Annotated in this window: 31 protein-coding genes and 1 tRNA gene; 29 read left to right on the top strand and 3 right to left on the bottom strand. The window is 68.1% G+C overall.

From position 1 onward, the window contains the following. Nucleotides 1-3 precede the first annotated feature (3 nt). The 21 genes from HWX31_RS27690 (at nucleotide 4) to HWX31_RS27595 (ending at nucleotide 17,535) form a co-directional block, all read left to right on the top strand. Nucleotides 4-849 carry an N-acetylmuramidase domain-containing protein gene (locus tag HWX31_RS27690; protein WP_174960497.1) on the top strand — a complete coding sequence of 282 codons (846 nt, stop codon included), beginning with the start codon at nucleotides 4-6 and terminating at the stop codon, nucleotides 847-849. Then, nucleotides 846-1,286 carry an Rz-like lysis system protein LysB gene (gene lysB / locus HWX31_RS27685; RefSeq protein WP_174960498.1) on the top strand — a complete coding sequence of 147 codons (441 nt, stop codon included), beginning with the start codon at nucleotides 846-848 and terminating at the stop codon, nucleotides 1,284-1,286. Before HWX31_RS27690 ends, lysB begins: the two co-directional genes overlap by 4 nt. Then, nucleotides 1,174-1,410: an Rz1-like lysis system protein LysC gene (lysC, locus tag HWX31_RS35060; RefSeq protein WP_230463663.1), complete on the top strand. Its 237-nt coding sequence runs from the start codon at nucleotides 1,174-1,176 to the stop codon at nucleotides 1,408-1,410. Before lysB ends, lysC begins: the two co-directional genes overlap by 113 nt. Beyond that, nucleotides 1,403-1,858 (top strand): phage tail protein, encoded by a 456-nt coding sequence (locus HWX31_RS27680; protein ID WP_174960499.1) that lies wholly within the window; start codon nucleotides 1,403-1,405, stop codon nucleotides 1,856-1,858. Before lysC ends, HWX31_RS27680 begins: the two co-directional genes overlap by 8 nt. Next, a complete protein-coding gene (locus tag HWX31_RS27675; RefSeq protein ID WP_174960500.1) occupies nucleotides 1,855-2,766 on the top strand; it encodes a baseplate J/gp47 family protein in 912 nt (303 codons plus the stop codon). Before HWX31_RS27680 ends, HWX31_RS27675 begins: the two co-directional genes overlap by 4 nt. Beyond that, nucleotides 2,759-3,325: a phage tail protein I gene (locus HWX31_RS27670; protein ID WP_174960501.1), complete on the top strand. Its 567-nt coding sequence runs from the start codon at nucleotides 2,759-2,761 to the stop codon at nucleotides 3,323-3,325. The genes HWX31_RS27675 and HWX31_RS27670 overlap by 8 nt, the downstream gene beginning before the upstream one ends. Next, on the top strand, nucleotides 3,322-4,377 hold the full coding sequence (locus HWX31_RS27665) for a gp53-like domain-containing protein (protein WP_174960503.1): 1,056 nt from the start codon (nucleotides 3,322-3,324) through the stop codon (nucleotides 4,375-4,377). Before HWX31_RS27670 ends, HWX31_RS27665 begins: the two co-directional genes overlap by 4 nt. A 12-nt stretch (nucleotides 4,378-4,389) precedes the next feature. Beyond that, on the top strand, nucleotides 4,390-4,968 hold the full coding sequence (locus HWX31_RS27660; RefSeq protein ID WP_174960505.1) for a DUF4376 domain-containing protein: 579 nt from the start codon (nucleotides 4,390-4,392) through the stop codon (nucleotides 4,966-4,968). 616 nt (nucleotides 4,969-5,584) lie between these two features. After that, nucleotides 5,585-6,268 (top strand): phage baseplate assembly protein V, encoded by a 684-nt coding sequence (locus HWX31_RS27655; RefSeq protein ID WP_174960507.1) that lies wholly within the window; start codon nucleotides 5,585-5,587, stop codon nucleotides 6,266-6,268. Further along, nucleotides 6,265-6,627: a GPW/gp25 family protein gene (locus HWX31_RS27650; protein ID WP_059609406.1), complete on the top strand. Its 363-nt coding sequence runs from the start codon at nucleotides 6,265-6,267 to the stop codon at nucleotides 6,625-6,627. Before HWX31_RS27655 ends, HWX31_RS27650 begins: the two co-directional genes overlap by 4 nt. Beyond that, a complete protein-coding gene (locus tag HWX31_RS27645; protein ID WP_174960509.1) occupies nucleotides 6,624-7,538 on the top strand; it encodes a baseplate J/gp47 family protein in 915 nt (304 codons plus the stop codon). The genes HWX31_RS27650 and HWX31_RS27645 overlap by 4 nt, the downstream gene beginning before the upstream one ends. Beyond that, the gene (locus tag HWX31_RS27640) at nucleotides 7,531-8,073 is read left to right on the top strand and encodes a phage tail protein I (protein ID WP_059725295.1); all 543 of its coding nucleotides are present in this window, start codon (nucleotides 7,531-7,533) and stop codon (nucleotides 8,071-8,073) included. Before HWX31_RS27645 ends, HWX31_RS27640 begins: the two co-directional genes overlap by 8 nt. 6 nt (nucleotides 8,074-8,079) lie before the next feature. Next, on the top strand, nucleotides 8,080-10,419 hold the full coding sequence (locus tag HWX31_RS27635; RefSeq protein ID WP_174960511.1) for a phage tail protein: 2,340 nt from the start codon (nucleotides 8,080-8,082) through the stop codon (nucleotides 10,417-10,419). A gap of 15 nt (nucleotides 10,420-10,434) precedes the next feature. Further along, a complete protein-coding gene (locus tag HWX31_RS27630; protein ID WP_174960513.1) occupies nucleotides 10,435-11,061 on the top strand; it encodes a tail fiber assembly protein in 627 nt (208 codons plus the stop codon). A 59-nt stretch (nucleotides 11,062-11,120) separates the two neighbouring features. Then, nucleotides 11,121-12,293 carry a phage tail sheath protein gene (locus tag HWX31_RS27625; RefSeq protein WP_059614759.1) on the top strand — a complete coding sequence of 391 codons (1,173 nt, stop codon included), beginning with the start codon at nucleotides 11,121-11,123 and terminating at the stop codon, nucleotides 12,291-12,293. A gap of 28 nt (nucleotides 12,294-12,321) precedes the next feature. Continuing rightward, nucleotides 12,322-12,831 (top strand): phage major tail tube protein, encoded by a 510-nt coding sequence (locus tag HWX31_RS27620; protein ID WP_029226832.1) that lies wholly within the window; start codon nucleotides 12,322-12,324, stop codon nucleotides 12,829-12,831. A gap of 69 nt (nucleotides 12,832-12,900) precedes the next feature. After that, nucleotides 12,901-13,284 (top strand): phage tail assembly protein, encoded by a 384-nt coding sequence (locus HWX31_RS27615; RefSeq protein WP_174960515.1) that lies wholly within the window; start codon nucleotides 12,901-12,903, stop codon nucleotides 13,282-13,284. An 8-nt stretch (nucleotides 13,285-13,292) separates the two neighbouring features. Beyond that, nucleotides 13,293-13,406 (top strand): GpE family phage tail protein, encoded by a 114-nt coding sequence (locus HWX31_RS27610; RefSeq protein WP_010095898.1) that lies wholly within the window; start codon nucleotides 13,293-13,295, stop codon nucleotides 13,404-13,406. A 15-nt stretch (nucleotides 13,407-13,421) separates the two neighbouring features. Next, nucleotides 13,422-15,974, top strand: coding sequence for a phage tail tape measure protein (locus tag HWX31_RS27605; protein ID WP_174960517.1), 2,553 nt, complete (start codon nucleotides 13,422-13,424; stop codon nucleotides 15,972-15,974). A gap of 29 nt (nucleotides 15,975-16,003) precedes the next feature. Beyond that, complete coding sequence (locus tag HWX31_RS27600) at nucleotides 16,004-16,459, top strand: phage tail protein (RefSeq protein WP_174960519.1); 456 nt, start codon at nucleotides 16,004-16,006, stop codon at nucleotides 16,457-16,459. After that, complete coding sequence (locus HWX31_RS27595; protein WP_174960520.1) at nucleotides 16,456-17,535, top strand: phage late control D family protein; 1,080 nt, start codon at nucleotides 16,456-16,458, stop codon at nucleotides 17,533-17,535. The genes HWX31_RS27600 and HWX31_RS27595 overlap by 4 nt, the downstream gene beginning before the upstream one ends. A gap of 131 nt (nucleotides 17,536-17,666) precedes the next feature. On the opposite strand, the gene HWX31_RS27590 is transcribed toward HWX31_RS27595, so the two are convergent. Beyond that, a complete protein-coding gene (locus HWX31_RS27590; RefSeq protein WP_059609416.1) occupies nucleotides 17,667-17,963 on the bottom strand; it encodes a hypothetical protein in 297 nt (98 codons plus the stop codon). Nucleotides 17,964-18,333: 370 nt separating this feature from the next. Next, the gene (locus HWX31_RS27585; RefSeq protein ID WP_373374736.1) at nucleotides 18,334-18,825 is read right to left on the bottom strand and encodes a helix-turn-helix domain-containing protein; all 492 of its coding nucleotides are present in this window, start codon (nucleotides 18,823-18,825) and stop codon (nucleotides 18,334-18,336) included. Between the two features lie 90 nt (nucleotides 18,826-18,915). On the opposite strand from HWX31_RS27585, the gene HWX31_RS27580 reads away from it, so the two are divergent. From HWX31_RS27580 to HWX31_RS27555, 7 genes are all read left to right on the top strand, one after another. Continuing rightward, nucleotides 18,916-19,131, top strand: coding sequence for a hypothetical protein (locus HWX31_RS27580; RefSeq protein ID WP_010095910.1), 216 nt, complete (start codon nucleotides 18,916-18,918; stop codon nucleotides 19,129-19,131). Nucleotides 19,132-19,255: 124 nt separating this feature from the next. Further along, complete coding sequence (locus HWX31_RS27575; protein ID WP_010095912.1) at nucleotides 19,256-19,504, top strand: Ogr/Delta-like zinc finger protein; 249 nt, start codon at nucleotides 19,256-19,258, stop codon at nucleotides 19,502-19,504. 215 nt (nucleotides 19,505-19,719) lie between these two features. After that, nucleotides 19,720-19,983 carry a hypothetical protein gene (locus HWX31_RS27570; RefSeq protein ID WP_174960522.1) on the top strand — a complete coding sequence of 88 codons (264 nt, stop codon included), beginning with the start codon at nucleotides 19,720-19,722 and terminating at the stop codon, nucleotides 19,981-19,983. Nucleotides 19,984-19,986: 3 nt separating this feature from the next. Further along, nucleotides 19,987-22,779, top strand: a complete 2,793-nt coding sequence (locus HWX31_RS27565; RefSeq protein ID WP_174960524.1) for a toprim domain-containing protein — start codon at nucleotides 19,987-19,989, stop codon at nucleotides 22,777-22,779. Next, complete coding sequence (locus HWX31_RS27560; RefSeq protein WP_174960526.1) at nucleotides 22,776-23,159, top strand: hypothetical protein; 384 nt, start codon at nucleotides 22,776-22,778, stop codon at nucleotides 23,157-23,159. Before HWX31_RS27565 ends, HWX31_RS27560 begins: the two co-directional genes overlap by 4 nt. Before the next feature lie 9 nt (nucleotides 23,160-23,168). Next, nucleotides 23,169-23,609, top strand: coding sequence for a helix-turn-helix domain-containing protein (locus tag HWX31_RS35055; protein ID WP_244143860.1), 441 nt, complete (start codon nucleotides 23,169-23,171; stop codon nucleotides 23,607-23,609). Beyond that, nucleotides 23,522-24,553, top strand: a complete 1,032-nt coding sequence (locus HWX31_RS27555) for a tyrosine-type recombinase/integrase (protein ID WP_254597611.1) — start codon at nucleotides 23,522-23,524, stop codon at nucleotides 24,551-24,553. Before HWX31_RS35055 ends, HWX31_RS27555 begins: the two co-directional genes overlap by 88 nt. Nucleotides 24,554-24,607: 54 nt before the next feature. Here HWX31_RS27555 and HWX31_RS27550 read toward each other — a convergent pair. Continuing rightward, a tRNA-Arg gene (locus HWX31_RS27550) sits at nucleotides 24,608-24,683 on the bottom strand. Nucleotides 24,684-24,932: 249 nt separating this feature from the next. Here HWX31_RS27550 and HWX31_RS27545 point away from each other — a divergent pair. Beyond that, a complete protein-coding gene (locus HWX31_RS27545; protein WP_174960530.1) occupies nucleotides 24,933-25,823 on the top strand; it encodes a c-type cytochrome in 891 nt (296 codons plus the stop codon). Nucleotides 25,824-25,893: the final 70 nt, after the last annotated feature.

Genomic DNA, 25,893 nt, shown 5'->3' with positions numbered 1-25,893 from the left:
ATCATGAAAACCCGCCGCCTCGGCGACCACGGCGACGACGTGGGCCTGCTGCAACGCCGCCTGATCCGCGCAGGTTATCCGGTGCAGGTCACGCACATCTATGACGCGGCCACCGAAGCCGCCGTCATCGCGCTGCAACGGAAAACCGGCCTCGTCGACGACGGCGTCGCCGGCCCCAAGACGTACGCCGCGCTCGCCACCGGCCAGCGCGATCCGCAACACCTGGCGCTGGCCGATCTCGAACGCGCCGCGCGCACGCTCGGCGTGCCGCTTGCCTGCGTGCGCGCGGTCAACGAAGTCGAATCGCGCGGCGCCGGCTTCCTGCCCGACGGCCGGCCGGTCATCCTGTTCGAGCGGCACATTTTCTGGAAGCGGCTGCAGGCGCGCGGCATCGATCCGGCGCCGTTCGCGGCGAAGCAGCCGGACATCGTGTCGCAAACGCGCGGCGGCTATCGCGGCGGCACCGCCGAATACACGCGCCTCGCCGCGGCCGAAGTGATCGACGCCCGCGCGGCGTGGGAGTCCGCGAGCTGGGGCGCGTTCCAGGTGATGGGCTATCACTGGCAACGCCTCGGCTATGCGGGCATCGACGACTTCGTCGCGCGCATGGAAAGCGGCGAGGCGGAACACCTCGACGCATTCGTGCGGTTCGTCGCCGCGGACGCCGGGCTGCTCGCCGCGCTGCGCACCCGGGACTGGGCCGCGTTCGCGCGCGGCTACAACGGGCCCGATTACGCGGCGAACCTCTACGACGTCAAGCTCGCGCGCGCCTACGACCGGTATGCGTCACAGCCCGTTTCGCCGGCCGTTTCGCCGGCCGACGACGCCGATGCCGCGGCGGCAGCATGAGCGAGCTCGCCGCGAAACTCGCCGCCGGGCTGCTCGTGCTTGCCGCCTGCGCGGCCGGCGCGCTGTACGTGCGCGCGCTGCATGCCGATCTGGCCGCCGCCCGGCAGCAACTCGGCGACGCGCGGCAGGGCCTGGCCGACCGTGACGGCACGATCCGGCGCCTGCAGCAGGACGCCGCCGACCGCGCCAGCCAGCAAGCGCGGCTCGACCGCACGCAGAACGCGATCGCGTCGAAGCTCGACGCCGTTCGACTTGAAAACCGGAGATTGATCGATGAAAACGCCGCGCTTCGCGCCTGGGCTGACACTCGTTTGCCTGACGACGTTGTCCGCCTGCAAGCCACTCCCGCTCTCACCGGCGCCGACGATTACGTCGGAAGCCTGCCAGACGGTGAGCCCGTGCACGCTGCCGGCGCTCGCGCCGCGCACCAACGGTGAGCTCGACGCTGCGCTCACGACCGTCAAGGCGGCGTGGGCGACGTGCGCGGCCAAGGTCGACATGATCGCGACGTGCCAGGCGAAAACGCAGCCGGCCGATAACGGGGAGCATCCGCATGAATAAGCCAGACAGCCTGCGGCGCGCGCTCGTCGCCGCGGTTCCCGCGCTCGGGACCGACCCGGGCAAGCTGATCGTGCTCGTCGAGCAAGGGTCGCTCGCCGCGACCGGCACGCTGACGCCGTCGTTCGAATACCGGTACGCGGCCCGCGTGCTCGCGCCGAATTTCACCGGCGACGCGGACCCCGTGTTCGTCGCGCTGGTCGAATGGGTGCGCGCGAACCAGCCGGACCTCGTGACGAACCCTGCCGCGCGCGCCGACGGCATCACCTTCGAGATGAGCGTGCGCGATCCGGCCGCGGTCGATCTGTCGATCAAGCTCGCGCTGACGGAAAGCGTCGTCGTGACGACCGGACCGGACGGCAAGCAGGTGATCACGCATGTCGACGACACGCAGGTCGATGCGCGCGACACGCTGACGTGGGTCGCGCTGCCGCAGCGAGGTGCCGCATGACGGCCGCCGCGCTCATCGATCTGTCGAGCCTGCCCGCCCCCGACGCGCTCGAGGCGCTCGATTTCGAAACGCTGTACGCACGCAGGAAGGCCGCGCTGATCGCGCTCTGGCCCGCTGACGACCAGGCCGAAATCGCGGCGACGGTAGCGCTCGAATCCGAGCCGCTCGCGCGCCTGCTGCAGGAAAACTGCTATCGCGAGCTCGTGCTGCGCCAGCGCATCAACGACACCGTGCGGGCCGTGATGCTCGCGTTCGCGAAGGGCAGCGACCTCGACCAGCGCGCGGCGCTGTTCGGGATCGAACGGCTCGTCGTCACGCCGGCCGACCTTCCCGACAATATTCCGGCCGTCTACGAGGACGACGAGTCGCTGCGCCGTCGCATCCAGCTCGCGCCGCAGGGCTTCAGCGTGGCCGGCCCGGCTGCCGCGTACGAATCGAAGGCACTTGCCGTCGACGGCCGCCTGCTCGATGCGAAGGCCACGCGCCCGCGGCCGGGCGACGTGCTCGTCACGCTGCTGTCGCGCGACGGGGACGGCACGGTGGACGATGCGCTCTGTCGCGCCGTCGAGTCCGCGCTGTCGGCCGAGGATCAACGGCCGCTGAACGACACCGTACTCGCGCGCCCGGCCGAGATCGTCCGCTACCGCATCCGCGCGAAGGGCTATACGCGCTCGCCGGTCGGCGCCGACGTGCTGATCGCGCAGGCGACGAAGAACGCCCGCGCGTATGCGGACAAGGTGCGCCGCCTCGGCGTCGGTGTCGCGGAATCGGCGATCAAGGGCGTCTGCCAGGCTGCGGGGCTGTCGAAGACCGAGCTGATCGAGCCGGCCGGCGACCTCGCGATCGGCCCGACGCAGGCGTCCTGCTGCGTCGATATCGTCATCGAATACGGCGGCATCTATGAGTGACTTGCTGCCGCCGAACGCGACGCCGCTCGAGCGGCGCGCCGCGCGTGCGCTGGCCGCCGCCGAGCGCCTGCCGGTTCCGATCCGCGATTACTGGAATCCGGATCGCTGCGCGGCGGCCCTGTTGCCGTATCTCGCCGCCGAAGTGTCGGTCGACGGGTGGGAGCTCGCCGAGTCCGACGATGCGCGACGCGCGCTCGTCCGGGGTGCGATCCAGCTGCACCAGAAGCGCGGCACGCCGTGGGCGGTGCGCGAAGTGATCCGCAGGCTCGGCTTCGGCGAGGTGACGATCGTCGAGGGCCGGCGCGTGCGCCGGCGCGACGGGTCGGCGACCTACAACGGCGACTACGTGCACGGCCGGGAAACGGCGTGGGCGGAATACATCGTCAAGCTGTCGCGGCCGATCACGCGCGACCAGGCGGACAACCTGAAAGCGGTGCTGGAGCGCTATGCGCCGCGACGCTCGATGCTGGCGTCGCTCGACTACCGCGAGGCACCGATTCGCTACAACGGCTTCGCGCATCGCGACGGCCAGTACAACAGAGGGAGTATCAAGTCATGACTGACCTGGTTGAAAGCTCGACCTGGACGCCTGGTATCCGCCAGTTCGAAACGTCCGATCCGGTCGAAGGCGGGCCGGACGGGATCGACAACGTGCCGCTGCGGCAGTTGGCGAATCGGACGCGGTTTTTGAAGGACAGGCAGGACGCGCATGAAGGGGCCGTCGATCCGTATCCGCAATACGCGACGAAGGCGGATCTCGCGCAGAAGGTGGCGGCACTCGTCGATCAGTCGCCCGAGGCGCTCGATACGCTCCGGGAGCTGGCGAATGCGCTCGGCAACGATCCGAGTTTTGCGACGACGGTGACGAATGCGCTGGCGCAGAAGGCGCCGATCGAGTCGCCGGTTTTTACGGGGGTGCCGAAGGCGCCGACGCCAGGGCAGTTCGATAGCAGTGACAAATTGGCGCCGACGGGATTTGTGCAGCGCGCGCTCGGCAATATGCAGACCGGTACGCGGATTCAGTCGATTGCAAATTCCGTATTTTCCGCATCTCACGCGGGCGGCTCCTACTCGCTTGAAGTTGCGTCGACGACTTATACACTGCCGGCGCTTTCGTCTGTAAAGCCCGGAGCGACGTTCGAATTCCTCGCAACGGTGAATGCCGCGATCATTTCGACTGCCGGCACTGACAAGATGATGACCGGATCGCTGGTATCTGCGTCAACCTGCGTTCTCAATAACGGGGACACGGCGCGCTTCGTTTCAGACGGCGGGTTTTGGGTTCTCGTCGGTGGCTCTGCTGCTTTGCGCTTGTCGCTTGGGGATTTCGGAAATTCGATTGCATCGAGCGGCTTCCAGAAGCTGCCGAGCGGGCTGATTATCCAGTGGGGCTATGCGAACACGGCCGCGTCCATTCCTGGCGCGACGGTCGCTTTCCCGATTGCATTTCCTAACTCATGCCTATGGACATTCGCCGGGACCGCTGGGGGGAATAACACCTCAAACGTATCACCCTGGACTAAGACATCTGTTTCAATTACGACGTATCAGGGCACCAATCAGTCGCCGATCGCAGTGACTGGCGTTCCATACCTCGCAATCGGCTACTGATCGAGATAAATCATGGGTCAAAAATTCGCAGCCTTCGACGCGCAAGGCAATATCACCGCGTTCTACGACAGCATCGACAGCCCGGTTCCGTCCGGCGTCACGAGCGTCATCCAGATCACGCAGGCGCAGTGGCAAACGTGCATCAGCCAGCCGGGTCAGTGGCATGTCGTGAGCGGCGCGCTCGCGCAGGTTCCGCCGCCGACCGCTGCCGAGCAGCTCGCATCCGCCAAGGCATCGACAATCGCGGCGCTGAACGCAGCATGCCAGGCCGCAATCCTGGCGGGTTTCACGTCGTCGGCCATCGGCTCGGCAACGTTCTATCCGACGACAGACACCGATCAGCGCAACCTTCAGAGCTCCGCTCAGGCTGCCGCGTGGAGCGCTGGGACAGCGGACTGGCACGTATCCCTGTGGTGCCGGCACGGCGACGCATGGACGTATGTCGCGCACACGGCGCAGCAGGTGCAGCAAGTGAATGCAGATTGGGTGACTTTCCGCACGACTTCGCAGCAGAGGTATGCGGATGCTATTGCCCAGGTGCATGAGGCAACGACGATCGACGCAATGCGGGCTATCGCGGCAACAACCTGACCGTATCTTTCCCCTGTCCATCAATCCGGGGACGACTCCGCCCCGCGGATTCGCCACGACGCCCCCGCGTCATGCTGACCGGCGAAGGCCTCCCGATTCGCGTCCGCTGGACGGCCGTCGTTGTCATCGCCTGAACGATCGATGACGACGACGCCGCAATCACGCCCGACACGCCTGTCCGTCTGACCAACGTCGTCGCCGCGCTCGACCCGTCCCGCAAGACAGGTGACCTGCGCCGCACGCTCGATGAGATCGGTCGACGAATCGCCCCCCTCACGATTGCCCGGACCCGCCGTGGTCGGCCGCGCACAACGCCGCGTCCGGCACCACAATTCCACGAAACGTCCGCCTGACGTTCCGCGCGACGTCCATCAGCGCCTCGACGCTGCGCCCCCCTCGAACAAGAAGCTCAATCGGCCGCAATCATGGCGTCGGCCAGCATCCCCATTTCATCTCCGTGAAGGTGGAGAAAAAAGACGTGTTGCGCATGCCACACGTGCCACCACACCGATCGATGTGCATGTCTCGCCCCATTCGCCTCACACCCCTTCCGTCCTCACCGCCACGACACACGCAATCGCTCGCCCCACCGGCCCCCACCCGGCACCATGACCACATGGACGCTAACGAAATTCAACGGCAAGCACGCAACGCGGTGCGCAAAGGCACGATCCTCGCGGTCGACCATGGGGCCGCGTTGTGCCGCGTCTCGGTCGGCACGCCCGACGAAGACGGCGGCGGACTGCAAACCAACTGGATTCCATGGATCGCCTGCACCGCGGGCACCACGCGCGAGTGGCTGCCGCCGACCCCGGGCGAGCAGGTCGTGCTGCTCTGCCCGATGGGCGATCCGGCCCAGGGCGTCGCGCTGCGCGGCCTCTATTCCGACGCCGCCCCGGCGCCGGCGTCGAGCCCCGACACCCACACACGCGTCTATCCCGACGGCGCAAGCATCGCATACGACCACGCCGCGCATGCGCTCAAGGCCGAACTGCCCGCCGGCGCGACCGTGCTCGTCGTAGCACCAGGCTCGGTCACCGTGCAGACGAAGGAAGCGACCGTGCGCGCCGACACCATCACGCTCGACGCACAGCAGACCACCTGCACCGGCGCGATGACGGTCAAGGGGCCGCTCGCGTTCGAGTCCGGCATGACCGGCAAGGGCGGCGCAGGCGGCGCCACGATGCAGATCGACGGCGCGGCCAGCTTCACCCGAGAAGTGACTTCGCAAGGCATCAGCCTCCCGCATCACACGCATCGCGAACAAGGCGATGGACAACTGGTGAGCCAACCGCAATGAAGGGCATGAACGCGAACACCGGCCGCTCGATTTCGGGCCTCGGCCACTTCTACCAGTCGATCGGCAAGATCGTGACGACGCCGCTCGCGTCGTGCGTGAAGCGCCGCACGTTCGGCTCGGAACTGCCCGACCTGATCGACGCGCCCGGCAACGGCGCGATGCGCACGCGCCTCTATGCGGCCGTCGCGACGGCGCTGATGCGCTGGGAGCCGCGCCTCACGCTGACCCGCGTCGTACTCGCCGCGGACGACTCGAACGCCGCCGCCGGCGCGATCTATCTCGACATCGAAGGCTGGACGAGCGAGAGCGGCACGGCCGTGACGACGCGCGTGCCGGTCGCGCAAGGGAGCCCGGCATGAGCGTGACCCCGATCGATCTCTCTCAGCTGCCGTCGCCCGACGTCGTCGAAACGATCGACTACGAAACGCTGCTGGCCGAACGCAAGGCGCGGCTCGTGTCGCTGTATCCGGCGGCCGAGCACGCCGAGATCGCCGCCACGCTCGCGCTCGAATCGGAGCCGATGGTGAAGCTGCTGCAGGAAAACGCGTACCGCGAGCTCGTGCTGCGGCAGCGTGTGAACGACGCCGCGCGCGCGGTCATGCTCGCGTATGCGATCGGCGAGGACCTCGACCATCTCGCGGCGCTGTTCGGCATCCGCCGCCTGACGATCACGCCCGCCGACCCGGAACACAACGTTGCGGCAGTCATGGAAAGTGACGTAGACCTGCGCGCCCGCACGCAGCTCGCGCCGCAAAGCTTCTCCGTCGCCGGCCCAGAAGGCGCGTACGTCTCGCATGCGCGCAACGCGGACGGCCGTGTGCTCGATGCTTCGGCGGTCAGCCCTGCACCGTGCGAAGTGCTCGTCACCGTGCTCGCGCGCGACGGCGACGGTACGGCGGACCAGAAACTGGTCGACGCCGTGAAAGCCGCGCTGCAGGCCGACGACGTGCGGCCGCTCACCGACAAGGTGACGGTGCGCGCCGCGGAAATCCTGCGCTACGCGATCCGCGCACGGCTGGTGTTCTTCGCCGGACCGGATCGCGCCGTGGCGCTCGCTCAAGCCAACATGGCGATGAAGAAATACGCCGACGACATGCACCGGCTCGGGATGGAAGTCACGCTGGACGGCATCTACGCGGCCGCCCGCGCGGCAGGCGTGCAGAAGGTGATCCTCGAAAGCCCGCTCGCCGGCATTCCGGCGACGAAGCAACAGGCGCCGTACTGCACCGGGATCGAGTTGATCGACGGCGGGGTGTACAGCAATGAATGACATCCTGCCGCCGAATGCGACCCGGCTCGAGCGCAATCTCGCCGCAGTAAATGCGCGCATCGACGATGTGCCGACGCCGCTCGCGATGCTGATGAACCCGGACGCCATCCGCTCCGATCTGCTGCCGTGGCTCGCGTGGCATCTCGGCGTCGACGCATGGAAGGACTACTGGCCCGAACACGTGAAGCGCGCCCGTGTCAGGCAGGCGATTCCGATCGCGCGCCGCAAGGGCACTGCCGCGGCCGTGCGCGAAGTCGTCGCGACCTTCGGCGGCAACCTCGTGCTGCGCGAATGGTTCGAGCAGGCGCCGCCGGGCCGGCCCGGCACGTTCGACGTCGTGATGACGGTCAGCGGCCAGGAGGGCGAACCGCCGACCGCCGAATACGTCGCCGACATCGTCGCGGAAATCGACCGGACCAAACCGGTACGGGCGCACTACACGTTCACGCAGGGCTTCGCGATGCGGGGCCGGCAACGGATCGGCGCCGCCGCGCGCGTGGCGGTCTATCGCCGCCTGACTCTCACGGACTACTGATCGCATATGGCAACCCAGATCCTCATCACAGACGCCGGCCGCGCCGCGCTCGTCGCACCCGGCAACGGTGGCACGAACGCCCACCAGGTCGTGGCAATCGGTCTCGCGAATGCGCCCTTCGTCGCCGACAAGGGGCTCACGAAGCTGCCGAACGAGCTCAAGCGCATCACGACGTTCGGCGGCGCCAACATTGCGCCGGACACGATTCACGCGACGCTGAAGGACGACACCGCGGACCAGTACTCGCTCTACGGGTTCGGCCTCTATCTCGAGAACGGCGTGCTGCTGGCCGCCTACGGCCAGGCGACGCCGATCATGGAGAAGTCGCCGGCCGCGCTGCTGCTGATGTCGACCGACCTGCAGTTCGCGACGATCGACGCGACGCAGCTCGTGTTCGGCGACGCGTCGTTCCTCAATCCGCCGGCGACGACCGAGCGGCAGGGCGTGGTCGAGCTGGCGACGCAGGCGGAAGTGAACGACGGCGCAGACGATACGCGCGTGCTTACGCCGAAGACCGCCGCGTCGCGGTACGCGGCATTGACCGGCGCGAAATTCACCGGTCCCGTCGTCACCGAGTTCGACGCGGGCCCGAACACCGCGCACGTCACGGTTCGCCCGCCGTCCGGCAAGACCGGCCGGGAAAGCCGCATGCGCCTGCACGGCACGTTCGGCGGCAACAACGCTGATACCGGGACGCGCCTGATCGCGACGGTACGGGCGGGCTTCGACAATGGGGCGTGGGGGCGCGAATACGTCGATTTCTGGCTCAACAAGACCGCCAACGACACCGACGCCGATGCGAACCAGGCCCGCGCCGTACGCATCACCTACGGCGGCCGCGTGCTCGTCGGCGACGTCGCGAACGACGACGGCCGCAACGTGATCCAGGCCGGCGGAAGCGCCACATTCAAGGGTGGGGTGACGTCACGCGAGCTGGATGCCGGAGGCGCGAATTTCCGGATGACGTGCGGCGACTACGGCGCGTTCTGGCGCAATGACAGCACGAACGTCTATCTGCTTTCGACGAAGAAAGGCGATCCGGATGGCACGTTCAATGACTACCGGCCGTTCACGCTAAATCTTGAAACCGGGCGCGTCACGATTGACAACGGAGGTTCCGGCACGTGGATCGGCGGGGAACTTTCGGTCGGCCGCACCGCACCCGAAGCACGCATCAGACTCGGCCCCATCGACGGTTACCTCTACGGCAATACCAAGTCGTTTGGCTGGTACACCGGTAACAATGGCTCGTTCCAGTATTTCGTGGACGACCATACCTTCCGGATCGATGGCAAGCCGGTATGGCACACCGGAAACCTGACGCCGCTCGATCGCACCAAGGGCGGCACGATGTCGGGCGACCTCTGGTTCGATCCGGGCAAGCGGATTTACCTGGCGGAAGGCAGCGCGCAGGCGCCGTCGCTCACGTTCATCAACGACGGGGCACCGGACACGGGCCTCTACCACACGAGCGACGGGGTGTTCGGCGTCACGTGCAACGGGATCCCGCAGGTCTCGTTCACGCCGGGCGGCACCACCTTCCAGACGCCCGTGCAGGGCCCGACGCCCGCCGCAGGCGATCGCTCGAAGGCGCTCGCCACCACGGAATGGGTACTGGCCGCCCTCTCGACGACATCCATCGGCCAGATCGTATTCGAGCCTCGCACGACGGTGCGCGCCGGCTTCCTGAAGGCAAACGGTGCGCTCGTCAACCGCTCGGACTATCCGGGTCTGTGGGCATACGCCCAGGCAAGCGGCGCGCTCGTGTCGGAAGCCGATTGGGGGAAAGCTCACTGGGGCTGCTTTTCCAGCGGTGACGGCGCGACGACGTTCCGCGTCCCGGAAATGCGCGGCGAGTTCATCCGTTGCTGGGCGGACGGGCGGGACGACATCGATCCGAAACGGGATATCGGTTCGTTTCAGGACAGCCAGAACCGATGGCACGGCCACGGTGCGAGCGCAGCGGGAGTGGGCGACCACTCGCACTCGGCCTGGACCGACGCACAGGGCTGGCACGGTCACCACGGCTGGACCGCCGGCGTCGGCGACCACCAGCACGTTTCGCCTTGGGGCGAAAACCCGAGCTACCAGCCGCCGTGGGGAACATGGGGAGCCGCCAACAACGTCGGCTCCTCGAGCACTGATAGCGACAACCGGTGGGGGATGACGAGTCCGGCCGGCAGCCACAACCACGAATTCAACACGGAAGGCGCCGGCAACCACGGCCACAACATCGGTGTTGGCGGTTCCGGCGCACACAGCCACGCCATCACCGTCAACGGTGACGGCGGAGACGAAGCGCGCCCGCGCAATATCGCGCTGCTCGCCATGATCCGCGCCTATTAACCTGGACACCGAAACATGCTGATCCACCACTACAGCCCTTCGACCGGCGAATACCTGAGCAGCAGCCAGCCCGACGCCGATCCGCGCAACTCCGAACGCTGGCTCGTCCCGTCGTCGGCCACGTTCGACGAGCCGCCGGCGCGCACGTCGACGTCCTGGCCGTTCTACCGCAACGGCGCATGGGTTCTCCTGCCGGACTACCGCGGACGCACCTGCTATCGCACCGAGACCGGCGAGCCGGTCGAAATCACCGTCGCCGGCAAGACGCCCGACGAGCTCGGCCTGACGACCGAACCGCGGCCGTCATCGCGCCACGCTTGGATCGACGGCGCATGGACCGTCCCGCCCGAACTGCTCCAGCGCGAGAAGCGCGACGCCGCGATGGCCGAGTTCGAACAACGCCTGGAAACCGCTCGCAAGGCGAACGCCGGCAAGGCCGATGCGTACGCCGCGGGCCTGCTCGACGACGAAGGCACCTACTACTTCAAGGCCTGGTCGGCATACCAGATGGCGCTCGTGTCGGCCATCCAGGCGGACACGTTCCCCGATGCGGTGGCGTGGCCCGCCACGCCCGCGCCCTACGTACCGCCGCCGGCCGAGCCGAGCGCACCCGCAGCTCCGGTCGCGGAAACCGCGACCTGATCCGCACGGGATTCATCCCGTTTTCTCTCTTCCGTAAGCCAACACAGGAGCCACACACCATGCCGCAGGATTACCACCACGGCGTACGCGTCATCGAAATCAACGAAGGCACCCGTCCGATCCGCACGATCTCGACGGCCGTGCTCGGCATCGTCTGCACGGCAGACGACGCCGACGCCACCGCCTTCCCGCTCAACACCCCGGTCCTGCTGACCAACGTCGTCGCCGCGCTCGGCAAGGCCGGCAAGAAAGGCACGCTGCGCCGCACGCTCGACGCGATCGGCCGCCAGACCAAGCCCGTCACGATCGTCGTGCGCGTCGCCGAAGGCAAGGACGCCGCCGAGACGAACACCAACGTGATCGGCGCCGTCACCGCCGACGGCAAGTACACCGGCATGAAGGCGCTGCTCGGCGCGCAGTCGCGCTTCGGCGTGAAGCCGCGCATCCTCGCGGCGCCGGGCCTCGACACGCAGCCGGTCGCCGCCGCGTTCGCGACGATCGCGCAATCGCTGCGCGCGTTCGCCTACGTGTCGGCCAACGGCGCCAAGACGAAGGAAGAAGCCGTTGCGTATCGCAAGCAGTTCAGCCAGCGCGAAATCATGGTGATCTGGCCGGACTTCCTCGCGTGGGACGACGCGACCAACTCGACCGTCGTCGTGCCGGCCACCGCGTACGCCGCGGGCCTGCGCGCGAAGATCGACAACGACACGGGCTGGCACAAGACGCTGTCGAACGTCGGCGTGAACGGCGTCACGGGCATCAGCGCGGACGTGTCGTGGGATCTGCAGGATCCGGCAACGGACGCCGGCTTCCTGAACGAGCAGGACGTGACGACGCTCGTGAACCGCAACGGCTTCCGCTTCTGGGGCTCGCGCACGTGCTCGGACGATCCGCTGTTCGCGTTCGAGAACTACACGCGCACCGCGCAGGTCATCGCCGATTCGATCGCCGAAGCGCAGATGGCCATCATCGACGGCCCGCTCAATCCGTCGCTGCCGCGCGACATCATCGAGACCATCAACGGCAAGTTCCGCGAATGGACGTCGCAGGGCTACCTGATCGGCGGCTCGGCCTGGTACGACCCGGAGCCGAACACGACCGACGTGCTGAAGTCCGGCAAGGCGTATCTCGACTACGAGTACACGCCGGTGCCGCCGCTCGAAAACCTGATGCTGCGCCAGCGCATCACCGACCGCTATCTCGCCGATTTCGCCGCGCGCGTGAGCGCGTAACGGTCGGCCTCACCAGGAGTCAAACAAGATGGGTATGCCTCGCAAACTCAAGGGATTCAACCTGTTCCAGAACGGCGAGAACTTCGTCGGCCAGGTTGTCGAAGTCACGCTGCCGAAGCTCACGCGCAAGATGGAGGACTACCAGGGCGGCGGCATGAGCGGCCCGATCAAGGTCGACTTCGGGCAGGAAGGGATCCAGCTCGAATGGACCTGCGGCGGCTTCATGCGCTCCGTGCTCGGCCAGTACGGCATCACGAAGCACGACGGCGTGCTGCTGCGCTTCGCCGGCGGCTACCAGGCCGCGGATTCGACCAGCGTCGACGCGGTCGAGATCGTCATCAAGGGCCGTCACAGCGAAATCGACATGGGCACCGCGAAGCCGAAGGACGACACCACGTTCAAGGTCACGACCGTCGCCAGCTACTACAAGCTGTCCGTCAACGGCGTGGACCTGATCGAGATCGACTTCATCAACATGATCGAAAAGTACAACGGCACCGACCTGTTCTCGGCGCTGCGCAACGCGATCGGCCTGTAAGCCGCGGCCCGGCCGGCATTCCCGGCCGGGCCCGCCCGCCGTATTCCCTTCATCACCGCCAGGACCACCATGTATCCGACCCAATCCGAACAAGCCGCGACCGACCTGCAGGCCGACGCATCCGCCGCAGCCGTCACCGAGGCAGCGCCCGCGCAGGACGATCCGGCCACGCACATGCTCGACACGCCGCTCGTGCGCGGCAACCAGACGATCACGACGATCACGCTGCGCAAGCCGAATTCGGGCGAGCTGCGCGGCGTATCGCTGTCCGACCTCGTCAGCCTCGACGTCGTCGCGCTGTCGAAGGTGCTGCCGCGCATCAGCACGCCGATGCTGACCGAAGCCGACGTCGCCAACATCGACCCCGCCGACCTCGTGCAACTGGGGGGCATCTTCGCGGGTTTTTTGATGCCGAAGGCCGTGAAATCCCGACTGGCCTCCCAGACCGCATAGAAGACCCGATGGCGGACATCGCGGCGGTGTTCGGCTGGACACCGCCCGTGATGGACGCCTTCAGCCTGGCCGAGCTGATGGACTGGCGCGAGCGCGCGCGAGTGCGCGCCGGCGCCGAATGAGCGAAACGATCGACGATGGACAACACCCTGAAACTGCGCGTCATGTTCGACATGGTCGACAACATGACGAAGCCCCTGCAAATGATGCTGACCGGCAACAAGGGGCTGGCCGGCTCGCTGAGGGATACCCGCCGCGAGCTGGATGACATGGCGAAGACGCAGAAGCGCATCGGCGAGTTTCGCGAAATGCGCAAAGGTCTCGCCACTACTGCGTCCGAGCTCAAGGCGGCGCGCGCGCGCGTCGACACGCTCGCCCAGTCGCTGCGCGCGACACGCTCGCCGTCGCGCGAGATGATCAGTGACTTCGACAAGGCATACCGCGCGGCCACGAACCTGACGAATTCGCACGAGTTTCAAGCGCGCCGTGTACAGGCGTTGCGCACCCAGCTCGCCGGCTCGGGCATCGACACGCGCAACCTGTCGCGGGACGAGCGCAACCTGCGCGCGGCCATGGCGTCGCGCACGTCGATGATCGACGCGGGGGTGCGCGGGTACGACGCCCAGCGCCAGCAGCGCGCCGACGCCAGGCGCGCAAGGATCGAGTCGCTGCGGGGCGTCGGGGAGAAATTCTCGGCACGCGGCCAGGCCATCAAAGGCGTCGGCAAGGACATGTTCGGCATGCTGTCCGAGCCGCTCGACCTCGCAAAGCAGGCCGAGAGCGAAACGCTGCGCATGCGCGCGCAGGGTGCGTCGGCCGATGCGGTGAAGTTCGCGCGTGCGCAGCAGGCCTACGGCCAGTCGACCATCGACAACCTGAGCCTGATGCGCGAGTCGCTGTCGGCACTGGGCGGCGACGAGCAGCACGCACGGGTCGCGATGCCGATGCTCGCGAACATGAAATTCGCGAACGAGGCGCTGTTCGGCGCGGAAGACGCGAAGAAGAACGTCGACCAGTTCATGGGCATGCTGAAGGTGATCGACCTGCGCGGCGGTACCAGGAACGAAGCGGCGTTCGGCGCCGAAGCGAACATCGTGCAGAAGATGATGACGGCAACCGGCGGCAAGGTCAGCGGCGACGAGTGGAGCAATTTCGCCGAATCGGGCGGCGATGCGGCCAAGAAGTTGCGCACGGACGCGTTCTACTACCAGATGCAGCCGCTCATCGAGAAGCTGGGCGGCAAGGCGACCGGCGCAGGCCTCGCGTCGCTGTACGGCAGCGCGTTCGAAGGCAAGGCGTCCGGGCCCGCTGCGCAACGGCTGGCGGCGCTCGGCCTGGTCGATCCGAAGCTGGTCGAGCACAAGAAGAACGGCGCGATCAGCGGACTCAAGCCGGGTGCGCTGACCGGTAGCGACAAGCTGCAGGCGTCGCCGCTCGAGTGGCTCGAAAAGGTGCTGCTGCCGAAGCTCGCCGCCAAGGGGATCACCAGCCCCGACAAGGTGAAGGCCGAGCTTGCGAAACTGTTCCCCGACAAGGCCGCGGGGAACCTGCTCACGACGATGTACGAGCAGCGCGAGCAGATCCACGACACCGAACGGCAGAGTGCCGCCGCCGACGGCGTCGACGGGATGAAGGCGAAAGGCGCGGAGTCGACGCACGGCCGCGAGCTCGCCGCGCTCGCGCAGCTGCGCGACCTGAAGCTCGAGATCGGCGAGCGGGTCACGCCGATCTACAACAAGGCGCTCGACCTCACGGCAACCGCGATCGGAAAAGTTGTCACGTTCATGCGCGAGCACCGCACGGCCGCGAACGTGATCGTCACGACCCTGACGGTGCTCGCCGGGCTGTTCGTCGTCGTCGGCACGCTCGCGAGCGCGTTCGGCACCGTGCTCGGATCGATCGCGGTGCTCCGCTTCGCGATGTCGACGGTCAGCGCGTTCAACGTCGTCGGGCAGGCGCTGCTGGGCCTCGGCCGGCTGGCGCTGGCGAACCCGCTGCTGGCCGTGATCAGCCTGATCGCGATGGGCGCGGTCTACGTCTGGCAGAACTGGGACACGCTCGGCCCGAAGTTCATCGCGCTGTGGGACACCATCGCGGGTGCATTCGGCGCGGCTGGCGACTGGATCGCCGCGAAATGGGACGCCACGGTCGAGTGGGTGAAAGCCGCATTGGCCGGCATTGGCGACTGGTTCGGCAACATCGGCGCCCGCTTCATGGAAATCGGCGGCAACCTGATTTCCGCGCTGATCGACGGCATCACGAATCGCCTCGGCGCGCTGAAGGACACGATCGGCAACCTGGGCAGCTCGGCGCTCGGCTGGCTCAAGGAAAAGCTCGGCCTGCAAGCGTCGGACGCGCCCGGCGCAGCAAGCGGCCAGGGGCGCGTGGCGCTGACCGCCGCCACGATCACGACCGCGGCGGCCCTCGCCGGCCCGCCCGCCTACGCCGCGAACCCGTCGGCCACCGCCGCGTCGCCGCTCGCACGCTATAACACGTCGCTCGACTACCGCCAGCCGCTCATGGCGCCGGCCGCCGCCGCGAGCGCCGCGCCTGCATCCGGCCCGGTCGTCATCAACTTCACCGCTCCGCCCGGCATCAACGAGGCGGAGGTCGCCCGTCTGGTGCGCGTCCAGTGGGAACGCGCCGAACGCGAAAAGGCCTCGCGCACCAGCTCGCGCCTGTCCGATTGATTGTCCGCTTCAACGAAAGGAAACCCGCCATGATGATGTCGCTCGACCAGTTCGTTTTCAGCCTGGCGACCACGCCTTACCGGGAGCTCCAGCGCCAGCGCAACTGGAAGCACCGCGCCACCGCGCGCATCGGCGTGCGCGACGCGAGCCAGTTCACCGGCGCCGGCGACGACACGATCACCCTCAGCGGCACGGTCGCGCCCGAGAACGGCATCGGCGAGATCGCGTCGATCGAGACGCTCGCGCGGATGGGCGACGTCGGCGACGCGTACGTGCTCGTCGACGGCAACGGCTACGTCTACGGCGCGTACATCATCGACAGCCTGAACGTGACGGGCACGTATCACACGAAGGAAGGCGTGCCGCGCAAGATCGACTTCACGCTGACGCTCAAGCGCGTCGACGACGGCGTGCTGGCCGAAGCACGGCCGACGGAAGACGACGGCGCGCCGGCCAACGAAGACAACGGAGCAGCCCAACGATGAGCACGTTCGATTGCAAGCCGGGCGAACGGCCGACCCGCACCGGACGCACGCAGCCGCAGGCCGACTACCGGATCACGCTCGACGGCCGCGACCTGTCGCGCCTGATCGCGCCGAACCTCGTCAGCCTGTCGCTGGCGGAATCGCGCGCGGACGAGGCCGACATGCTCGACCTGGTGATCGACGACACGCAGAACACGTTCGCGATTCCGCTGCGCGGCGCGAACATCGCGGTGTCGATCGGCTGGGTCGGCGAGCCGCTCGTCGACAAGGGCACGTTCACCGTCGACCAGGTCGAGCACAGCGGCGCGCCGGACATCATCACGATCAAGGCGCGCTCGGCGTCGATGACGAACCGCATGCACGAACGCCGGGAAAAGAGCTGGCACCGGCAGACGATCGGCGCGATCGTGCAGGCCATCGCCGCGCGCCACGGGCTGAAGCCGACGGTCGACGCGACGCTCGCGCAGATCCTGATCGACCACATCGACCAGACGCACGAATCCGACATGTCGTTCCTGACGCGCGTCGCGAAGCGCTACGACGCCGTGATGACCGTGAAGACCCGCCATCTGCTGTTCCTGCCGATCGGCGGCGGCAAGACGGCGAGCGGCAAGCCGCTCGACGTGCTGCCGCTCACGCGCGCGAGCGGCGACCAGCATCACTACCAGATCATGCAGCGCGACAGCTACGCGGCCGTGCGCGCGCACTACCATTCGAACGGCAAGGCGCAGCGCAAGTCGGTAGTGGTCGGCGACGAGAAGGGCAAGAACACGAAGGTGCTGCCGCAGGACTATGCGACCGAAGCGGAAGCGCGCGCGGCGGCGCAGGCCGAATACGCACGCATCCAGCGCCAGCAGGCGACGCTGAACTACACGCTCGCGCTCGGCCGGCCCGAGCTGTTTCCCGAGATGCCCGTCACCGTGTCGGGCTTCAAGCCGGAAATCGACGACACGCCGTGGCTCGTGAAGAAGGCGACGCACAAGATCGGCAGCGAAGGCTTCACGACGGAGCTGGAGCTCGAGGTGCGCAAGGATTCGAAGAAGAAGCAAGGCGGCGCGGCGTCCGGCAAGCACTAGCGCGGCGCCGGATGCGCGGCCCGGATCGGGCGGAAGGAAAGGAAGGAGAGGCCGGACGGAAAGCCGGCCTGCGTGGCGATGCCTGGCGCCGTCGCGCGACCGGTCGCGACGGCGTCAGGCATGACCGCGGCTCAGCGGGAGGTCTGCTGCCCGCCGAGATTCAGGCGCGCGTCCCGCCCGTCGACGCATTGCGTCAACGTCGCGCGCGCATCGCGCAAGTTCGCCATCGCCTGCAGCGCGGCCTCGAGCACCTGGCCGACCGACTGCATCGCGGTGTCGATCGCCGCGTGCGCGTCAGCCCGCTCATCGTCGGTCAGGTCCGTACGGATTCGCGGGGTGAACATCGACGACCCGCGCGTGTCCGCGTGATGATCAGCCGGCATCGACGCGCCAATCGTGCCGGTGTTGTGCTCACTGTTGCTGTTCATTATTCCGGTCTCCACAAACACAGTCATCAACCGGCGGGGCCGCCTGACGCGACGGGGGTAGCCTCGGAATTCCCACCATCGCCAGCCTCGCCGGCTTTCAGAATGCTAAACCAATACTGTATGGATATACAGTGATTGTTCGGATTTTATCCGATGCGTTTGCGAAACGTCCGAACGCCACGGCCTGGCGCGTGCCCGCGCGCGGCAGCATGCGCCCGGGCCGCCGGCGGCGGGCACTTCAAGCGAACGGAAGGCGGGATTTCGCCGGATGGCGGGATGGCGGAACGACGGCGAAGCGGAAACGCCGGCGCCGTCCCGGCCGCCACTTGCGGCAGCCGGATGCAAAAAGGCCGGCGCGCGGCGCCGCGACCTACTTCTTCGGTTCCTTCGCCGCGCGCTCGGCCTTCAGCCGCTCGAGCTCGGCCATCGCGCGATCGACGTTTTCGGCCGTGCGCTGGTCGAGCGCCGCGCGGCGATTCTCCGGCAGGCGCTTCGCGCGCCGCGGCGTCGCCGTCTGCAGCATCGCGCCCGTGTTGATGCAGCTGGCGAGGAACGCATGCAGCGACGCCTTGCCGGCTTCGTTGAGCTGCCGGTACATCGCGAGCACTTCCGCCTCGTCGGCATCGCGCTCGCCCTGCTCCGCCGCCGCTCCATCGACGGCGAGCCGCTCGCCGGTCAGCACGTAGCCGATGTCGACGCCGATCTCGCGAACGGCCAGCAGATAGGCCGCGTCGGGAGAGCGTTCGTCCGACTCGTACGCGGACTGCGAGCGTCTCGCGACGCCGCCCACGGTCGCAAACTCATCCTGGCTGAGTCCGATCCGCAAGCGCTCGTCTCGCAAGCGACTCCCGATTTGTGTCATAAATTACCCATTAACAATTGACGCGTCGTTTTTTGCTCATTAGACTAGCCTCACCGTAACGCAAGACTATCTCAACAAAGTATACCGACCATGACCACCTCCAAAGGCCCACGCCGTTCGCCGCGCGGCACGATGTCGAACAAGCCCGTCTACGTCGGGCTGACGCCGACCGAACGCGGCGAGCTCGAGCAGCTCGCCGCGCAGCGCAACCGCTCGATTTCCAGCATGGCGCGCGAGCTGATCCGCATCGGCGCGAGCCATCTTCGGGCGATCGCCGCGCCCCGCTCCCGCACCGCGCGCCATTGAACCGACGCGCGTTCATGCCCCTCGATCCCGCCCGCGACGTGTCGATTCTGGACCACGTGCGCGCACACGCCCACTCGCCAATCGGCCAACGTTGCATCGCGCCGGCCGCACGGAGCAAGACCACATGCGAATCCTGAACCGCTGCCCGCACTGCCGCACGCGCGCCACCGCGCGCAGCAGCCGCGAAATGTCGCTGACCTTCCGCGAAATCACCTTCCAGTGCACGAACCCCGAGTGCGGCCACACGTACGTCGTGAACATGGAGTTCGCGCGCACGCTGTCGCCGTCCGCGATCCCGAACCTGTCGCTGCAGCTGCCGCTCTCGCCGCACGTGCGCGAACGCCTCGCGGCGCAGCTCGAGCTGCCCGTCTGACGCCCTAACTCCCGCCCCCTGCTTGCCCCCTCGCATCGCGCCTGAACGGCGCGAGGGGCTTCTTTTTGCCGTCGAAAAGGACACGTCATGATCCCGCCCCTTGCATCGACCCTTGCATCGCCCGTTCCCTGCCGCGCCGCCCGGCGGCTTGCCGGCCACGCGATTTGCCGCCGCGCGGCGCACCCCGCCCGCACGTTCGCCGGGGAGGCGCGCGCATGAACCGCTTCCTCGAACCCGCGCCGCACGACGCCGCGCTCCGGGCCGCGATCGCGGCGGCCGCCGACGCGCAGCGCTTCGACAACCCGCCGGACAGCGCCGCGCGGCAACACGCGCTCGCCTGCTTCATCGCGGCCCTCGGCGATCGCCTCGCGCTCGGCTTCCCGCAATCCGCCGCCGCGCTGCGCGCGCTCGTCGCGTCGCCCGCCACGACCGGCAATCCGGCGCAACACCTCCGGCAGCAACCTGACCAGCAGCAATAAACGATGGCTTCGATCGACCAACTGAAACGGCACATCGACCTGCACGACCTCGCCGGCCGCCTCGGCCTGAAGCGCGGCCGCGGCGGCGAGCGGGCGCTCTACCACTCGCCGCGGCACGAGGACCGCAGCCCGTCCCTGTCGATCTACGTGAACCACCCGAAGCACGGCACCGGCTGGCGCGACCACAGCGCCGACGCCGGCGGCTCGTGCATCGACCTCGTGATCCATGCGCGCGGCGGCACCGTCGCCGACGCCGTGCGCTACCTCCACGACGCCTACGGCCTCCCGCCCGAGCGCCCGGCGCCGGCGGAGCGCCGCGAGAAATCGACCGTCGAGTACATCGCCGATCGCTGCGTCGCCGAGCGCGGCCGCGTGCGTGAATACCTCGGCGGCCGCGGCATTTCCGCCCCTGCGATCGACGCGGCGATCGCCGCGCGCACGCTCGGCTTCAACACGTGGACGAGCCCGAAGGTCGCCGCCGGCGACGTCGGCCACGGCGGCCCGGCCGCCGCGTTCGTGGTGCGTGCGCCGGGCGACGCGCGCGTCGTCGCGGTCGACATGCGCTACGTCGACCCCGCGCTCAACGGCGGCGTCAAGACGCAGACCCAGGGCGACAAGGCCGGCTACGGCTGGACCGCCGACGCGCGCCGGCTCGACCACGCGAAGCGCGTGATCATCGTCGAAAGCGCGATCAACGCGCTGTCGGTCGACACCTGCGCGCTGCCCGGCACCGCCGCGCTCGCGCTGCGCGGCCTCGCGAACGTCGAGCGCATCGATTTCGCGTTCCTGCGCGGCAAGCACGTCGTGATCTGCCTCGACAACGACGCGCCGTTCGCGGACGGCCACCCGCGCGCCGGCCATCGCCCCGGCCCGGAAGCCGCGTGGGCGCTGCACGAACGGCTCACCGCGCTGAACGTCAGCGCGGTGCTGGTCGACCAGGCCGGCTGGCTCGCCGATCTCGCGGACGGCGCGACGGCGCAGCAGCCGATCAACGACGTGAACGACTTCCTGCAACTGCGCGGCCCGGCCGAGCTGACGCGCGCGCTCGAGCAGTTCGAGCCGTGGCTGATCGCGGGCCTGCCCGGCGACGCGACGCGCCGCGGCCGGCCGCGCATCTTCCTGCCGCCGCACGACTTCGCACAGTACTGGCGCTTCCGCGTGCGGCCGGACTTCACCAGCTACATCACGAAGATGGACCGCAACGAGGAATCGGGCGTCGAAACACCGGTCATGACGGATCTGTGCGGCTTTCGGATCGCCGGCATCAGCCGCGTGTCGGTCGCGAGCGCGACGTCGACGATGACGGGCGACGCCGACCAGGCGCCGACCGTCTACTTCGCCGTGTCGGTGCAGGCGCCGCGCCACGGCGCGCAGCTGATCCGCCGCGTGATGCTCGACGACCAGCTGCACAACGTCGACCAATGGGGCAAGTTCGGCCCGATCTGGGCGCCGGCGCCGTTCAAGCGGATGGTGAACATCCTCGAGCGCGGCGCGGATCTCGGCGCGCGCCAGGCGGCGAACTTCGTCGGGCTCGCGTGGCGCGACGGCCGGCTGATCGTCAACGAAGGCCCGGACTGCTACTTCACCGAAGCGGACAAGCAGTGCCCGTATCACAACCTGACGTTCCCGAGCGGCCCGGCCAGCGACGCGCGCCGCGTGATCGCCGCGTACCAGACGACGTTCCGGCAGAACGCCGCGACGATCCCGCTCGTCTGGGCGCTCGGCGGCCACCTGAAGGCGCTGCTCGGCTTCTGGCCGCACCTCACGATCCAGGCGAACAAGGGCGCGGGCAAGTCGACGCTCATCAAGCGGCTTGAACGCTCGCTCGCGTTCACGATGTTCTCCGGGCAGTCGCTGCAGACCGAGTTCCGTCTGCTCACCAGCATCAGCCACACGAGCCATCCGGTCGGATGGGAAGAACTGTCCGCGCGCAGGCAGGACGTGATCGACAAGGCGGTCGGGCTGCTGCAGGAGAACTACCAGTACACGGTGACGCGGCGCGGCACCGACATGACCGAATACCTGCTGTGCGCGCCGGTGATGCTGGCCGGCGAAGACGTGCCGGTGCGCAGCCTGCTCGGCAAGCTGGTGCGCACGACGCTGACCGGCAAGCGCGGGCCGCTCTTGCCCGACGACCTGCCGCGCTTCCCGGTCCGGCAATGGCTCGAATTCCTCGCCGGCCTGGACAAGCGCGCCGCGCTCGACCAGTACGCGGCGCTGCGCGACCGGGCGCTCGCCAGCTGCCGCGCGAGCGGCGAGGACGACGGCGCGCGGCGCATGGCGGGCAACTACGCGGCCGTCGCGCTGGCGTGGCGCTACCTGTGCGAGTTCGCCGGCATGGACCCGAGCGAGGGCGACTTCCCGCGCGACCTGATCGCCGAGATGAACGGCCACGTCGCCGAGACGAGCGCCGATCGCGAGCCGTGGGTCTGGATCATGGAAACCGTGCTGTCGGAGATCGACGGCGGCAACTACAAGCATCCGTACACGTTCGACACCGTCGACGGCGAGTTCTGCCTGCTGCTGCGCACCGGGCACGTGATGGATCACCTCGCTCACACGAGCGCGCTGCGCGACAAGTGGAACGGCCTGCCGGTGAAGTCCGACCGCGTGTTCAAGGCGCAGCTCAAGCACGCCGGCGTCGTGGTCGGCGAGAAGGAGGTCGAGCGCCGCATCTACATGCGCCGCGTGCCGTACCTGACGCCGGTGTCGCTCGAGCGCCTGGCCGCGTTCGGCCTGCACGTGTCCGTGCGCGAAGACCTGGCGTCCGACGCGATGCACGGAGGCCGCGCATGAGCCGCGATCAGCTGAACCGGCCGGAGCGCGGGGAACGCAGCGGGGAACGCCGCCGGGAACCCGCAGGCAGCGCGCACGAATCGTGGATTTCGCGGATGTCCGCTTGCAAGCCCTTGATTCCTGAACGAAATGCCGCCGCGCGTGGTGCCGGATTCGCCATGTGTCGGGCCGTTTTTGCCACGAGTCCGGGTTTCGCGCCGGCCGCGCCCGTCTCTTTCTTCTTTCTCTTCAACTCATTGAAAAAGAAGAAGAAAGACAACCGGGAAGCGGCAGGCATCGGCCCGCAACGCATGCCACGAGTCGTGCGCGCGTCGCCATCGGTCGCCCGCGCTGCCCGTTTTTCGCGCCATGAGTCTTGCGGGGCCGCCACGCGTGAATGATGGCAACTGATGGCAAACAAAACCCATGAAAATCAATGCGTTATGACCATTTCTCGTGCAAGCCACCATTCCACGAGTTGCGCTGCCTGCCCCCCTGACGCGCGGCACGCCGAAGCAGCGACCGTCGACCTGTTCGGCGCGGCGGCCCTGCTCGGCGCGCACCCTGAAACGGTGCGCCTGAAGGCCAAGGCCGGCGCGCTGCCGGGCCGCAAGGTCGGCAAGCGCTGGATGTTCTCGATCGCTGCCCTGCAGCGCTACCTCGCCGGAGAATGGCTCCCGCGAGCGGCGCAGGGCGAACCGCCGGAGGAAGTGAACGAATGTCGCTCTACAAACGAAAAACCAGCCCGAACTGGCAATACAAGCTGTACCCCCCTGGCGGCGGAACGCCGATACAGGGAAGCACTGGCACCCGCGACAAAGCGCAGGCCCAGGAATTCCACGACCGGCTGAAGGTGGACCTGTGGAACCAGGCGCGGCTCGGCACGAAGCCGCGCCATACGTGGAACGACGCGGTCGTCCGCTACGTCGTCGACCGCGAAGGGCTGCCGAGCCTGGAAACGTCGAAGACGCATCTGCGCTGGCTCGACCGGCACCTCGCCGGCGTCGCGCTGGCCGACATCGACCGGAACCGCATCGACGCGATCGCGCTCGCGAAACGGCGGGAGCCGCGCGTGGTGCGCACCCGGCACGGCGACGTGGAGACCGGCCGGACCGTCAGCGACGCCACGGTGCGCCGCGTGCTCGGCGTGCTGAAGGCCGTGCTGAACGCGGCCGTCGAATGGGAATGGCTGGATCGCGCGCCGGTCACGAAGCGCGCGAAGGTCGTGTCGAAGCGGATCCGCTGGCTGACGCCGGCGGAAAGCGAGCGGCTGCTCGCCGAACTGCCCGCGCATCTCGCCGACATGGCGCGCTTCAGCCTCGAGACCGGGCTGCGCCGCTCGAACGTAACGGGGCTCCAGTGGTCGCAGGTCGACCTCGAACGGCGCGTCGCCTGGATTCACCCGGACCAGGCGAAGGCGAAGAAGGCGATCACGGTGCCGCTGTCGGACACGGCGATCGCCGTGCTGCGCCGCCAGCTCGCGAAACAGCGCGCGCCCGGCTTCGTCGACAGCGTGTTCGTGTACCAGGGCAAGCCGGTCTACCAGACCACGACGGCCGCGTGGCGCAAGGCGCTGGAACGTGCGCGCATCCGCGACTTCCGCTGGCACGACCTGCGGCACACCTGGGCGAGCTGGCATGTGCAGCGCGGCACGCCGCTCCAGGTGCTCAAGGAGCTGGGCGGCTGGGAAACGATGGAGATGGTGCAGCGGTACGCGCACCTGTCGGCCGACCACCTGGCGCACTGGGTCGCGCCGCTGACGGCCGAGCCTGCGCCGATGCTAGCTGCAATTTAGCTGCAAGGAGTCTGTCCGACGAGTGAAGGAAACCGCTGAGAGTCTTACTAGACTTGGCGCGCCCGGCTGGGATCGAACCAGCAACCCCTGCCTTCGGAGGGCAGTACTCTATCCATTGAGCTACGGGCGCGTGTGTGACCGTGGAGCGACCCCAGATACCGGCCGACCACGAATGGCAAGACGGCAAGGATACCCGGTTTCCCATGACGCGTCCACCATGCCGGCGAATCGCCCGCGTGGCGGCGATCGTGCGGGTAAACACGCGCCGCCGCGCCGCTCGCCGTGATGTAAACGTTCCGTCTATAATCGTCCTGCTTCTTTTCACAGCCATTTTGCCGTTGCACCGCTCACAATTCCTATTCACGGAGACGAGGCAAGCATGAGCGAAGCACCCCACCAATCTCCCATCAAGACGCCCCGGCAGCTGATCGCCCTCATCGTCGCGTCGTTCGCGGTTCCGATCGTCCTCATCATCCTGTTCGCGACCTACGCGAACGTCGCGTTCCGTTCCGGCGCGGGCACCGACGCGCTGTCCGACGAACAGGTGGCGAAGCGCATCGCGCCGCTCGCGCAGGTCGACGTGAAGGACGCCAACGCGCCGCGCACCTACAAGACGGGCGAGGAAGTCTACAAGGCCGTGTGCGTGACCTGCCACGGCACGGGCGCCGCGGGCGCGCCGAAATTCGGCAGCAAGGACGACTGGGCGCCACGCATCTCGCAGGGATTCGACACGCTGCTGAAGACGGCACTGGCCGGCAAGGGCGCGATGCCCCCGCGCGGCGGCACGAGCCCGGACGACTACAGCGACTACGAGATCGCCCGCGCGATCGTCTACATGGCGAACAACGACGGCGCGAACTTCCCCGAGCCCGCCGCGCCGGCCGCCAACGCGACGGCGGCTGCCGGCGCCGCGCCCGCGTCGGGCGCCGCCGATGCCGCGAGCGCCGCGATCGCCGCCGCGCAGGCCGCGATCGCCGCGATTCCGAAGGCGGGCGAGAAGCCCGCGGCCGCGCCGACCAGCGCCGACGCCGCCTCGGCCGGCAAGGCGCTGTACACGCAGGTCTGCCAGGCCTGTCACGCGGCCGGCGTGCTGAACGCGCCGAAGTTCGGCAGCAAGGAAGACTGGGCGCCGCGCCTGAAGGATTCGATGGACACGGTGTACAACTACGCGCTGCACGGCAAGGGCGCGATGCCGCCGAAGGGCGGGTCGACCGCGTCCGACGCCGACGTGAAGGCGGCCGTCGACTACATGGTCAACGCGGCGAAGTAACGCCCGGCCCGGCCCAACGAAAAACCCCCGCGCTGCGGCAAGCATCGCGGGGGTTTTTGCCTATGGCCTG

Source organism: Burkholderia ubonensis, from assembly GCF_902833085.1.
Taxonomy (GTDB): domain Bacteria; phylum Pseudomonadota; class Gammaproteobacteria; order Burkholderiales; family Burkholderiaceae; genus Burkholderia; species Burkholderia ubonensis.
Note: the sequence above shows the minus strand (reverse complement) of the source record. Positions and strands in the feature narration are given on the sequence as shown.

Bases quoted from the DNA above. Each gene is read 5' to 3' on its own strand.
- HWX31_RS27690 (WP_174960497.1), top strand. From the start codon at position 4: ATGAAAACCCGCCGCCTCGGCGACCACGGCGACGACGTGGGCCTGCTG.
- lysB (WP_174960498.1), top strand. From the start codon at position 846: ATGAGCGAGCTCGCCGCGAAACTCGCCGCCGGGCTGCTCGTGCTTGCC.
- HWX31_RS27680 (WP_174960499.1), top strand. From the start codon at position 1,403: ATGAATAAGCCAGACAGCCTGCGGCGCGCGCTCGTCGCCGCGGTTCCC.
- HWX31_RS27675 (WP_174960500.1), top strand. From the start codon at position 1,855: ATGACGGCCGCCGCGCTCATCGATCTGTCGAGCCTGCCCGCCCCCGAC.
- HWX31_RS27670 (WP_174960501.1), top strand. From the start codon at position 2,759: ATGAGTGACTTGCTGCCGCCGAACGCGACGCCGCTCGAGCGGCGCGCC.
- HWX31_RS27665 (WP_174960503.1), top strand. From the start codon at position 3,322: ATGACTGACCTGGTTGAAAGCTCGACCTGGACGCCTGGTATCCGCCAG.
- HWX31_RS27660 (WP_174960505.1), top strand. From the start codon at position 4,390: ATGGGTCAAAAATTCGCAGCCTTCGACGCGCAAGGCAATATCACCGCG.
- HWX31_RS27655 (WP_174960507.1), top strand. From the start codon at position 5,585: ATGGACGCTAACGAAATTCAACGGCAAGCACGCAACGCGGTGCGCAAA.
- HWX31_RS27650 (WP_059609406.1), top strand. From the start codon at position 6,265: ATGAAGGGCATGAACGCGAACACCGGCCGCTCGATTTCGGGCCTCGGC.
- HWX31_RS27645 (WP_174960509.1), top strand. From the start codon at position 6,624: ATGAGCGTGACCCCGATCGATCTCTCTCAGCTGCCGTCGCCCGACGTC.
- HWX31_RS27640 (WP_059725295.1), top strand. From the start codon at position 7,531: ATGAATGACATCCTGCCGCCGAATGCGACCCGGCTCGAGCGCAATCTC.
- HWX31_RS27635 (WP_174960511.1), top strand. From the start codon at position 8,080: ATGGCAACCCAGATCCTCATCACAGACGCCGGCCGCGCCGCGCTCGTC.
- HWX31_RS27630 (WP_174960513.1), top strand. From the start codon at position 10,435: ATGCTGATCCACCACTACAGCCCTTCGACCGGCGAATACCTGAGCAGC.
- HWX31_RS27625 (WP_059614759.1), top strand. From the start codon at position 11,121: ATGCCGCAGGATTACCACCACGGCGTACGCGTCATCGAAATCAACGAA.
- HWX31_RS27620 (WP_029226832.1), top strand. From the start codon at position 12,322: ATGGGTATGCCTCGCAAACTCAAGGGATTCAACCTGTTCCAGAACGGC.
- HWX31_RS27615 (WP_174960515.1), top strand. From the start codon at position 12,901: ATGTATCCGACCCAATCCGAACAAGCCGCGACCGACCTGCAGGCCGAC.
- HWX31_RS27610 (WP_010095898.1), top strand. From the start codon at position 13,293: ATGGCGGACATCGCGGCGGTGTTCGGCTGGACACCGCCCGTGATGGAC.
- HWX31_RS27605 (WP_174960517.1), top strand. From the start codon at position 13,422: ATGGACAACACCCTGAAACTGCGCGTCATGTTCGACATGGTCGACAAC.
- HWX31_RS27600 (WP_174960519.1), top strand. From the start codon at position 16,004: ATGATGATGTCGCTCGACCAGTTCGTTTTCAGCCTGGCGACCACGCCT.
- HWX31_RS27595 (WP_174960520.1), top strand. From the start codon at position 16,456: ATGAGCACGTTCGATTGCAAGCCGGGCGAACGGCCGACCCGCACCGGA.
- HWX31_RS27590 (WP_059609416.1), bottom strand. From the start codon at position 17,963: ATGAACAGCAACAGTGAGCACAACACCGGCACGATTGGCGCGTCGATG.
- HWX31_RS27585 (WP_373374736.1), bottom strand. From the start codon at position 18,825: ATGACACAAATCGGGAGTCGCTTGCGAGACGAGCGCTTGCGGATCGGA.
- HWX31_RS27580 (WP_010095910.1), top strand. From the start codon at position 18,916: ATGACCACCTCCAAAGGCCCACGCCGTTCGCCGCGCGGCACGATGTCG.
- HWX31_RS27575 (WP_010095912.1), top strand. From the start codon at position 19,256: ATGCGAATCCTGAACCGCTGCCCGCACTGCCGCACGCGCGCCACCGCG.
- HWX31_RS27570 (WP_174960522.1), top strand. From the start codon at position 19,720: ATGAACCGCTTCCTCGAACCCGCGCCGCACGACGCCGCGCTCCGGGCC.
- HWX31_RS27565 (WP_174960524.1), top strand. From the start codon at position 19,987: ATGGCTTCGATCGACCAACTGAAACGGCACATCGACCTGCACGACCTC.
- HWX31_RS27560 (WP_174960526.1), top strand. From the start codon at position 22,776: ATGAGCCGCGATCAGCTGAACCGGCCGGAGCGCGGGGAACGCAGCGGG.
- HWX31_RS35055 (WP_244143860.1), top strand. From the start codon at position 23,169: ATGGCAAACAAAACCCATGAAAATCAATGCGTTATGACCATTTCTCGT.
- HWX31_RS27545 (WP_174960530.1), top strand. From the start codon at position 24,933: ATGAGCGAAGCACCCCACCAATCTCCCATCAAGACGCCCCGGCAGCTG.